The organism is Pseudomonas botevensis (assembly GCF_019145475.1).
Lineage (GTDB): Bacteria > Pseudomonadota > Gammaproteobacteria > Pseudomonadales > Pseudomonadaceae > Aquipseudomonas > Aquipseudomonas botevensis.
Map to the genome: position 1 here is coordinate 1 of NZ_JAHTKI010000045.1, position 10326 is coordinate 10326.

A 10326-nucleotide genomic window follows, 5' to 3' on the forward strand; every position below is an offset into this window, starting at 1 on the left:
CACTCACCGCCGGCAAAGCGGTGGCATTCACCATCAGGCCCGAACTGATCAAGGGCAACGAGGGCGGCACGGTGAAGGCCTCGTACCACCTTGAGCGCAAGAACGGGCGGGTCAGTTATTCGCAAGTCGAGGCGTTCAATGTCGGTCCGCAACTGGACCTGAAGCCGCCGAGTATCAAGGAAGCACCGAATGACACCAATCTGGATCCGTTCGAGGCAGCGAAAACACTGACCGCCATGGTGAGTTACACCGGTATGCAGCTCGCTGACAAAATTACCGTGACCTGGGCGGGGACGGCGACGCCGACGGGATCGCATACCACCGCCCCGGTGACGGTAACCAAACTCGGTACACAGGAGATTTTGCTGCCTGAGTGGCTGCCGGTCTTCAATCTGGGCAAGGCCGTAACGGTCAGCTACAGCGTTGTCCAGGGCAGCAGTGCGGCCAAGCCGTCGCAACCTCGCCCGCTGACGGTGATGCCCATTGCGAACGAGGAACCACGGTTGCCCAAACCGATCATTCTGAGCGCGCCGAACCAGGGTGAAGGGCCTGAACTGGACGTCACGACACTGACGGCCCCGGTCAACGTGCGTCTCTACGTCTGGCCGCACATTTATGGGCAACAGCGGGTCTGGTTGCACCTGGCGGGGCGCACCAACAGCGGGGCCGATTACAACAAGGTCATCTGGAACGCGGCTCAGGTGAGTGGCTCGTGGGTATCCACCGGTTACGCGGATGCGGCGCTGTTGCTGGCCGAATTGCGGGCACTCGCCAACAACAGCACGCTGACGATTACCTTCAAGGCCACGTTCGATCGCGATATCAATGAAAACCAGGCGGTGACCTTTCCGCTGCGTCGCTACACGATCAAAAATGTGGCAGATCTGAAACCCGCCATCACCCGCGCGGAAGACTCCAAAGGAACAGAAATTGCGCAGGGGGCGGTCACTGTCGATGCCATCGTGAAACTGATCGGCACCGCCACCGAGAGCCAGAAAGTCGAAGTATTCGACGGCACAACCTCCAAAGGACAGGCCACGGCCAATGCCGCCGGCCTCTGGGAGCTGCGCATGACGGCGCTCAGCGTCGCCGCGCATATCTTCAGAGCCAGGGCCTTGTATGGTTCGAACCTGGAGTCGGACGCTAAAACACTCACTGTGACGGCCCTGATTGTGCCGACGCTGGTAGAGGTTCTGGACACTGCTGGCGTCGACATCGTCAATGGGGGAATCACCACCAGTACGCGGCTGAAACTGTCAGGCAAGGCGAGCAATGCTCAGCGGGTCGAGGTCTTCGATGGCTCGGGTCCAAGTGCGGTTTCCATCGGTATCGCGACGACCAGTGCAGCAGGCGATTGGGAAATCAGCGTGCCTGTACTGGAGGGGGCGCATCGTTTTGCCGCCCAGTCGCTTTATCACCCGGCGCCGACTTACTCCAACGTCCGTACCCTGACCGTGACGGGGCTGATTCAGCCAACTCTGGAATACGTCCGGGACACTGCCGGTGCTGACATTGTCGATGGTGCAATCACCATCAGTACGACACTCAAATTGTCGGGCAAGGCGAGCAACGGACAGAAAGTCGAGATCTTTGATGGGAATGGGCCAAGCGCGGTTTCCAGAGGCATTGCGACGGCCAGTGCCGGGACAGGCGATTGGGAGCTCAGTGTCTCCGTACTGGAGGGGGCGCATCGTTTTGCCGCCCAGTCGCTTTATCACCCGGCGCCGACTTACTCCAACGTCCGCACCCTGACCGTGACGGGGCTGATTCAACCAACTCTGGAATACGTCCGGGACGTTGCGGGTGCCGATATCGATGAAGGGGCAAGCACTATCGACACAACGATGAAGCTGTCAGGCAAGGCGAGCAAGGGGCAGCGAGTCGAGATTTTTGATGGCTATGGTACTGGCGCAGTTTCCAAAGGCATTGCGACAGCCAGTCCGGCGACAGGCGATTGGGAAATCGTCATTACTGTGGAAACCGGGGCACGACGGTTGTATGGACTGTCGCTTTATCACCTCACACTGACGTACTCCAACGTCCGTACCCTGACCGTGGCGGCCCTGATTGTGCCCGTCCTGGAAGCGGTGCTGGATGCAACGGACATCTCGATCCCCGACAACGGAACCACGACCAGCACGACATTGAAACTGTCGGGCAAGGCGACAAACGGGCAGCGAGTCGAGGTTTTTGATGGCGATGGCCCAAGCGCGGTTTCCAAGGGCATCGTGACGGCCAATACAGCGACGGGCGATTGGCAGCATGTGATCACCGTACCGGAAGGTGCGCGTCGTTTGTACGCAAAATCGCTGTACCACGGGGCAGATGTCTACTCCAACGTGCGCTACCTGACCGTAGTCGCCATGGGGACACCGATCCACGAAAACTTTGATGCGTTAGCAGAAGTCAATTTGACGGCGGGTGTCAGTATCACCACCGCCAATATGGTTATCAGCTGCCTTGAGGCAAGCGGCATAAACAAAATAAAAAACACCGAGCTCAGTCTTCAGAATATTAAAGGCAAGGTGATGGACCTGAACTCAATGGGGCGTGTGAGGGTTCGATTTGAACTAAAGGGTGTTTATTCGGAAATATCCTTTTGGCATGTGATGAATATGACCAGCTCCAATAACACCAAAATTGAGTTGTACGATTTAAACGCTCAATTGGTTTCCAGTACGCTCATTCCCGCTGCGCAAGGGTGGGAAAGGCAATCCACTTTCAATGGGACCAAGTTCTCCAGAGTTGAAATCGTGATGGCCTCGGATTGGCTGGTCATAGATAACATCCGAATCTCACCCTGAATAACGTTCATTCCGGTTTGCGGCCGATGGCGCCTTTTCGGCGCTCACCGTGCTGCGGCAAGAGAGCACGTACATCCAATTTTCCCCACCCTCGTCGTTGCACCATAGCGGTCAATGATCGATCAAGGGTGGGGCCATGCACACCGCGCAACGTAATGAGTGGGCGCCAGACGCCGGTTTGCTGTTCCTGCGGGTCAGTGGCGGGTTGTTTCTGCTGTGGGTCCACGGTTTGCCCAAGCTGCTGGATTTCTCCGCGCAGTTGCAACTGATCGAAGACCCGTTTCACCTCGGTGCCCACCTAACCCTGAGCCTGGCGATTTTCGCCGAAGTTCTCTGTCCGCTGCTGATCGTCGCCGGGTTGCTGGTGAGATTGGCCTGCTTGCCTATTCTGTCTGTGCTGCTGGTGGCACTGCTGGTCGTGCATCCGCAATGGAGTGTGGCCGAAGGGCAGTTCGGCTGGCTGTTGTTGATCCTGTTTACCACTGTCTTCATCGCCGGGCCTGGACGGCTGGCGCTCAATGTTCGTCTGCCCGGAGTGTTGCGTTATGCCTGAATCCCTGTCCCTGAAAACACCGGGAGCCGATGAGATTGTGACGCTGATCGTCAAGCATCGGGTCAAGGCCGGTTTCGAGGCGCCCTATGAGGCCTGGTTGCGCAATATCGTCAGTGTGGCGGGGCGCGAGGAAGGGCACCTGGGCGTGGATGTGATGCGCAGCAAGCACGGCGGCCTCGACCTGTTCACCTGCGTGTTGCGCTTCTGTTCGACCGAGGCGATGCAGCGCTGGCTCGATTCGCCCAAGCGTCAGGCCTTGATCGATGAAGCGGCGCCGATGCTCGCTGATGGCGACCAGACCGAAGTCAATCAGGTCAACGAGTTCTGGTTCGCGCCACTGGCCGATGCCGCGTCGCCGCCACCGCGCTGGAAGCAGGCCGTGGTGACGTTGCTGGTGATCCTGCCGCACACCTTGCTGGTGCCGCTGATCTGGGGGCCGCTGCTGCAACTCAATGCCTTTCTCTCCAATTACGTGGTCGCGACGTTCCTGATCACCCTGACCATCGTGCTGTCGGTGGTGTACGTCTGCATGCCGGCCGCAACCCGTTTGTTCGCGCCATGGCTGACCGCGAGTCAGCCTCATGAACACCTGGAATCCAACGCCAATCCGCCGCGCTGAGGCGGCGGATCCCGGCTCCGTTTCACTTATCTCGAAGGAACTGCGATGAACGCCGATCTGATTCTGTTCAATGGCCAATTTCATACGGTAGACCGCGAAAAACCGCTCGCCAGCGCTGTGGCGATCAAGGATGGACGTTTTGTCGTCGTCGGCAACGATACCCAGGCCATGGCCCTGCGCGGTGCCGGCACTCAGGTTGTCGACCTCAAGGGTCGCTGCGTGATCCCTGGCCTCAACGACTCGCACTTGCACCTGATCCGTGGCGGCCTGAACTACAACCTCGAACTGCGCTGGGAAGGCGTGCCGTCCCTGGCCGATGCGCTGCGCATGCTCAAAGAGCAGGCCGACCGCACGCCAACGCCGCAATGGGTACGCGTGGTCGGTGGCTGGAACGAGTTCCAGTTCGCCGAAAAACGCATGCCGACCCTCGAAGAGATCAACCAGGCAGCACCGGACACCCCGGTGTTCATCCTGCACCTGTATGACCGCGCGTTGCTCAACCGCGCTGCGTTGCGCGTCGCCGGCTACACCCGCGACACGCCGAACCCGCCGGGCGGCGAGATCGTGCGCGACTCCAGTGGCAACCCGACCGGCATGCTGGTGGCGCGGCCGAACGCGATGATTCTCTACTCTACCCTGGCCAAGGGGCCGAAGCTGCCGCTGGAATATCAGGTCAACTCGACCCGCCAGTTCATGCGCGAACTCAATCGCCTCGGCCTGACCAGCGCGATCGATGCCGGCGGCGGTTTCCAGAACTACCCGGACGATTATCAGGTCATCGAGCAACTGGCCAAGGACGAGCAACTGACCGTCCGCATTGCCTACAACCTGTTCACCCAGAAACCGAAAGAAGAGCTGACCGATTTCCAGAACTGGACCGGCAGCGTCAAGTTGCACCAGGGCGATGACTTCCTGCGTCACAACGGCGCCGGTGAAATGCTGGTGTTCTCGGCGGCGGATTTCGAAGACTTCCTCGAACCGCGCCCGGATCTGCCACAGACCATGGAACAGGAGCTGGAGCCGGTGGTGCGCCATCTGGTCGAGCAGCGCTGGCCGTTCCGTCTGCACGCGACCTACAACGAATCGATCAGCCGCATGCTCGACGTGTTCGAGAAGGTTAACCGCGACATTCCGTTCAATGGCCTGCCATGGTTCTTCGACCACGCCGAAACCATCACCCCGCAAAACATCGAGCGGGTGAGGGCGCTGGGCGGCGGGATCGCGATCCAGGACCGCATGGCGTTCCAGGGTGAATATTTCGTCGACCGCTACGGCAAACAAGCCGCCGAAGCCACACCACCGATCAAGCGCATGCTCGCCGAAGGCGTGCCGGTTGGCGCCGGTACGGATGCCACTCGCGTTTCCAGCTACAACCCGTGGACGTCGCTGTACTGGATGGTCAGCGGTCGCACCGTCGGTGGCCTGGCCCTGTACGAGGAAGGCTTGCCGCGCACCACCGCCCTGGAACTGTTCACCCACGGCAGCGCCTGGTTCTCGTCCGAGCAGGGCAAGAAGGGCCAGATCAAGGTCGGGCAACTGGCGGATCTGGCGGCGCTGAGCGCGGATTTCTTCCATGTCGAGGAAGAGGCAATCAAGTGGATCGAATCGGTCCTGACCGTGGTCGGCGGCAAGATTGTCTACGGTGCCGGGGACTTCGAAAAACTCGGCCCGGTCAGCCTGCCCGTGCTGCCGGACTGGTCGCCGGTGGCGAAAGTCCCGGGCCACTGGCGGCCGAATGCGCCGTTGCAGGCGCAGGTTCACCAGTGCAGCGGCCCGTGCGCCGTGCATACCCACAGTCACGAGAAGGCCCGTATGTCGAATGTGCCGGTGAGCGATTTCGCCGGCTTCTGGGGCGCCTTCGGCTGTTCCTGCTTCGCGTTCTGAGTCTTGCAACAAGGCGTCGGCCATCGTGGCCGGCGCTTCACCTCTCCATCACCCGAGGAGTTTCAAATGAGCAACGTTCCTTACAGCCGCCTGAACAAAGACGACGCCGTTGTGCTGCTGGTCGACCACCAGACCGGCCTGATCTCGCTGGTGCAGGATTTCTCGCCGAACGAGTTCAAGAACAACGTCCTGGCCTTGGGCGACATCGCCAAGTTCTTCAACCTGCCAACCATCCTCACCACCAGCTTCGACAGCGGCCCGAACGGCCCGATCGTGCCTGAGCTGAAAGCGCAATTCCCGGACGCACCGTTCATCGCTCGTCCAGGCCAGATCAACGCCTGGGACAACGAAGACTTCGTCAAGGCGATCAAGGCCACCGGTCGCAAGCAACTGATCATCGCCGGTGTCGTGACTGACGTCTGCGTGGCGTTCCCGACCCTGTCGGCCATCGCCGAAGGCTTCGAAGTGTTCGTGGTGACCGACGCTTCCGGCACCTTCAACACCACCGTGCAGCAAGCGGCCTGGGCGCGTATGTCGGCTGCCGGTGCACACCTGCTGAACTGGTTCGCCGTGGCGTGCGAGCTGCAAGTCGACTGGCGCAACGACATGGAAGGTCTGGCAAACCTGCTGTCCGAGCGTCTGCCGAACTACCGCAACCTGATCAACAGCTACACCAAGTTCACTGCCAAGTAAGGCAGTGATGGAAAAATGCCCGCACGGATGTGCGGGCATTTTTTTTGCGGTGTTCGCGGTCAGCGATCTCAAAATCACGAATGACCCCATGTCGCACGCATCAACGCTTCTGCAACCACCCCAGAAAACCACCCTTGCGAATCGGCGCCGGCTTGGCCATCAACGCCAGCCGACTGTTCTGCTGCCGCACGGCCTGCAACTTGTTCAACGCCCGTGTCACCTCCCCACGCTTCTCCATGCATTCGCGCGTCAGACGCTTGTCGATGCGATAAATGATGCTCGACGTCAGTGCGGTAAACGTCGCCTGCGACGGCGTGTCGGCGAGGATGCTCTGCTCGCCCATGACCTCGCTTGGTCCCATCCGCCCGGCCTCGGTTTGCCCGGCGCCATCCGGCACGCTGGCGCTGACCACGCCGGTGGCAATCACGAACAGGCTGTCCGGCACTTCATCCAGATCCAGCACCACCTGGCCGGCGCTGTACTGCTGCGCGACCATCGATTCCGCCAGGCGATCGCGTTCTTCATGGCTCAGCGAGCGGAAGATCTTCACTTCGTCGAGCAAGGCCCGGGCGCGGCTCGACGGCTCGATCACGCCGTCCGGATGGCGGGAAATGCCGGCCGCTTCAAGGTGGCGATGGGCGAGGTCGAACAGCTGATTGCGCACGTCGCTTTTCTTGCTCAATTCGGCGATGAAACCACTGGCGACGTATTCGGACATCTCTTCGCCGGCCTCTTTGAGCACCACTTTCGGCGCCGGGTTCAGCAACAGGCTGCTGCTGCCTTGCAGGGTACGGTCGAGTGCGTCGAGCACCCGGCGAGGGCGGATGTGATTCGGCACCTTGATGCTGATCGACACCCCATGCAGATTGTTCGGCCGGCTGAGATTGACGATCTTGGCCTTGGCCGCCACCGAGTTCGGCACCACGGCCATCGTCCCCGCGCTGCTGAGCAGGTGCGTGGCGCGCCAGTTGATGTCGAGCACCTTGCCCTCGACGCCATCGATGACCACCAGGTCGTCCACCTGATACGGCTTGGTGGTGTTCAACACAATGCCAGAGAACACGTCGGCCAGCGTGCTTTGCAAGGCCAGACCAACCACGATCGCCACCACCCCGGACGTCGCGAGCAGACCTTTGACCGGCAGATCCAGCACGTAACCGGCGGCGGCAACGATGGCGGCGAGAAACACCAGCGCCCCGATCACGTCCTGCAACAAGCGACCGCTGTGCCCGATGCGGCGCATCAGCACCAGACCGAACACCTCGGTGACCACCCGCGCGGCGTACAGCCACCAGAGAATGCCCAGCGCCGTCGCGCCGAGTTGCGCCACCGGATCATCGGCGAACAGCGGCGCCTGCAACGGGCTGACGCCGGCATTGATGATCAGCGCACTGAACGCCAGAAACAGCGCCAGCCGCACACCCACTCGCGGTGCGCGATGACGGAAGGGGGCGAGGTGCCAGAGTACGGCGTCGAGCACCAGCAGCACGGCGCTCCAGGACAGCAGGTGGGCGAAAATAAAGGACATCGCAGGCTCCAGAACCGGATTACCGGCCGGTTGAACATAAAAAAACTCGCCACACCGTCGGGTGTGGCGAGTGCCGGGGCATCAGTTCAGATGTGTCTTCAGTTCAGCCGCCGCTTGCCGCACGGCTGCTTTCACTTCCGGAATCTGGCTCAGCGGATTGAGCAGGCCGAAATCGTGAATCATCCCGTTGTAGCGCACCGAGGTCACCGGCACACCGGCCGCATCGAGATGGCGGGCGTAGCCTTCGCCTTCGTCACGCAGCACGTCGAACTCGGCGGTCTGCACCAGGGCGGCGGGCAGGCCCTTGAGCTGCTCGGCGCTGGCGTTGAGCGGCGAGGCATGGATCTGCGCACGCTCGGCCGGGTTGGTGGTGTAGTTGTCCCAGAACCACTGCATCATGCCTTTGGTGAGGAAGTGCCCCTCGGCGAATTGCTGGTACGAGCCGTCGTCGAACTGCGCGTTGGTCACCGGCCACATCAACAGCTGGAAGCGCAGGGCAGGGGTTTTCTGCTCCTTGGCCATCAGCGCCACCACTGCCGCCATGTTGCCGCCGACGCTGTTGCCGGCCACCGCCAGACGCTTGCCGTCCACGCCGATTTCCTTGCCGTGTTCGGCTACCCACTTCGTTGCCGAGTAAGCCTGATTGATCGCGGTCGGGTACTGCGCTTCCGGCGACGGTGTGTAGTCGACGTACACCGCGACCGCGCCAGAACCCACCACCAGATCACGAATCAGACGTTGGTGAGTCGGGAAGTCGCCCAGTACCCAGCCGCCACCGTGGAAGAACATGAACACCGGCAACTCGCCTTTGACCTTGGCTGGACGCACCACTTTCAGGTTGAGGGTCTGGCCGTCGACCTTGATCGCCTTGTCGCTGACTTCAACCCCCGACAGGTCAACCTTCACCGAAGCCTGGGCGCCGGTCAGAACGGCGCGGGCGTCTTTCGGGCTCAGTTGCTCAAGCGGCTTGCCGCCACCGGCGGCGAGGGCTTCGAGGAACGCCTGGGTGTTGTGTTCGACGCCTGGACTGCCGGCGGCAAATGCGTTGCTCACGGACAGGGCGAGGAGGGAAGCGGTGAGGGTTTTCTTGACGATGTTCATGGTGGAAATCCTTTTGAATGTTTTTTGAGTTGTTTGCCTTGAGTGCGGGCTGCTGTGGCGCTGGGGTCAGGCCTCAGCAACACCGTGAGCACAGATTAATGAGATGCCGAAAAGTGAAAAAGCGGCTATAAAGCGTTTAACTGTCAACCAGAGAGTGACAATGAACCCGTTCGAAGACATGCGTATTTTTTGCCAGGTCATGGACTCCGGCAGTTTCACCGCCGCCGCCGACCAACTGGGGCTGTCCAAGCAGTTCGTCAGCCGTCGCCTGATGCAACTGGAAGAGCGGCTTGGCGTGCGCCTGCTCAACCGCTCGACCCGGCGCCTGGACGTCACGCCGCTGGGCCAGAGCTACTATGAATCGGCGCTGCGCCTGCTCGGCGAAGTGGAACACGTGGAGCAGGGCATCGCCGGGCAGACCGCAGAGCCTCGCGGCGCGATCCGCGTGAGTGCGCCGCTGTCGTTTGCGCTGGCGCATCTGGGCTGCCTGCTGCCGCCGTTTCTACAGCGCTATCGCGAGGTGACGGTGGAGGTCGACTTGAGCGATCGCCCGGTGGACCTGCTCGGCGAGGGTTATGACCTGGCGTTGCGTATCGGCGTGCTGGAGGATTCGACCCTGATTGCCCGGCGGATTGCCGCTGTTGAGCGGGTGTATTGCGCGAGTCCTGCGTATCTGGCCGAACGCGGTACACCGCTCCAGCCGGATGATTTGCTTGAGCATGACTGCCTGCCTTACGGGCACAATCGTTCGGTGCAGTGGCGGTTCAATGCGGGGCAGGGCAAGCCGGTGCTGGTGAATGTCACCGGGCGCATGCGGGTCAACAACGGCGAATTGCTGCGGGATGCGGCAGTGGCGGGGATGGGGATTACTTATCTGCCGACGTTCATTGTTGGCGCGGCGTTGAAGGAAGGGCGATTGGTGGCGGTGCTGGACGAGTTTCGTCCGGAGCCGCTGACGTTGTCGGCGGTGTATCCGCAGCATCGTCAGGCTTCGCGGCCGGTGCAGGCGTTGATTGAGTTTTTGCGGGAGCGGTTGGATCCGGCGCAGTGTGAGCTTTAGTTTTGGGTTGTTGGGGTTGTTGGGGTTGTTGGGTGTACATATCCGTTGCTTCGGTAACGGCGGCTTATGGTTTCGCCCTTACGG

At 61.0% G+C, this 10326-nt stretch carries 7 protein-coding genes and 1 pseudogene; 6 read left to right on the plus strand and 2 right to left on the minus strand.

The genetic code is table 11. The annotated features are described in order from the left end of the window. The 5 genes and pseudogenes from KVQ74_RS29050 to ycaC form a co-directional block, all read left to right on the plus strand. A pseudogene (locus tag KVQ74_RS29050) lies at nt 1-2804 on the plus strand (hypothetical protein); the annotation flags it as partial. A 136-nt stretch (nt 2805-2940) separates the two neighbouring features. Next, nucleotides 2941-3357 (plus strand): DoxX family protein, encoded by a 417-nt coding sequence (locus tag KVQ74_RS29055; protein ID WP_217834803.1) that lies wholly within the window; start codon nt 2941-2943, stop codon nt 3355-3357. Further along, nucleotides 3350-3976: an antibiotic biosynthesis monooxygenase gene (locus KVQ74_RS29060; RefSeq protein ID WP_217834804.1), complete on the plus strand. Its 627-nt coding sequence runs from the start codon at nt 3350-3352 to the stop codon at nt 3974-3976. The genes KVQ74_RS29055 and KVQ74_RS29060 overlap by 8 nt, the downstream gene beginning before the upstream one ends. Before the next feature lie 45 nt (nt 3977-4021). Next, nucleotides 4022-5860 (plus strand): amidohydrolase, encoded by a 1839-nt coding sequence (locus KVQ74_RS29065; RefSeq protein ID WP_217834805.1) that lies wholly within the window; start codon nt 4022-4024, stop codon nt 5858-5860. A 66-nt stretch (nt 5861-5926) separates the two neighbouring features. Next, the gene (ycaC, locus tag KVQ74_RS29070) at nt 5927-6553 is read left to right on the plus strand and encodes an isochorismate family cysteine hydrolase YcaC (protein ID WP_217834806.1); all 627 of its coding nucleotides are present in this window, start codon (nt 5927-5929) and stop codon (nt 6551-6553) included. Nucleotides 6554-6653: 100 nt separating this feature from the next. Here ycaC and KVQ74_RS29075 read toward each other — a convergent pair whose 3' ends face one another. Beyond that, nucleotides 6654-8081, minus strand: a complete 1428-nt coding sequence (locus KVQ74_RS29075) for a mechanosensitive ion channel family protein (RefSeq protein WP_217834807.1) — start codon at nt 8079-8081, stop codon at nt 6654-6656. A gap of 81 nt (nt 8082-8162) precedes the next feature. Next, on the minus strand, nt 8163-9182 hold the full coding sequence (locus KVQ74_RS29080; RefSeq protein ID WP_217834808.1) for an alpha/beta hydrolase: 1020 nt from the start codon (nt 9180-9182) through the stop codon (nt 8163-8165). A gap of 160 nt (nt 9183-9342) precedes the next feature. Here KVQ74_RS29080 and KVQ74_RS29085 point away from each other — a divergent pair, with 160 nt between their 5' ends. Continuing rightward, the gene (locus KVQ74_RS29085) at nt 9343-10242 is read left to right on the plus strand and encodes a LysR family transcriptional regulator (protein ID WP_217834809.1); all 900 of its coding nucleotides are present in this window, start codon (nt 9343-9345) and stop codon (nt 10240-10242) included. Nucleotides 10243-10326: the final 84 nt, after the last annotated feature.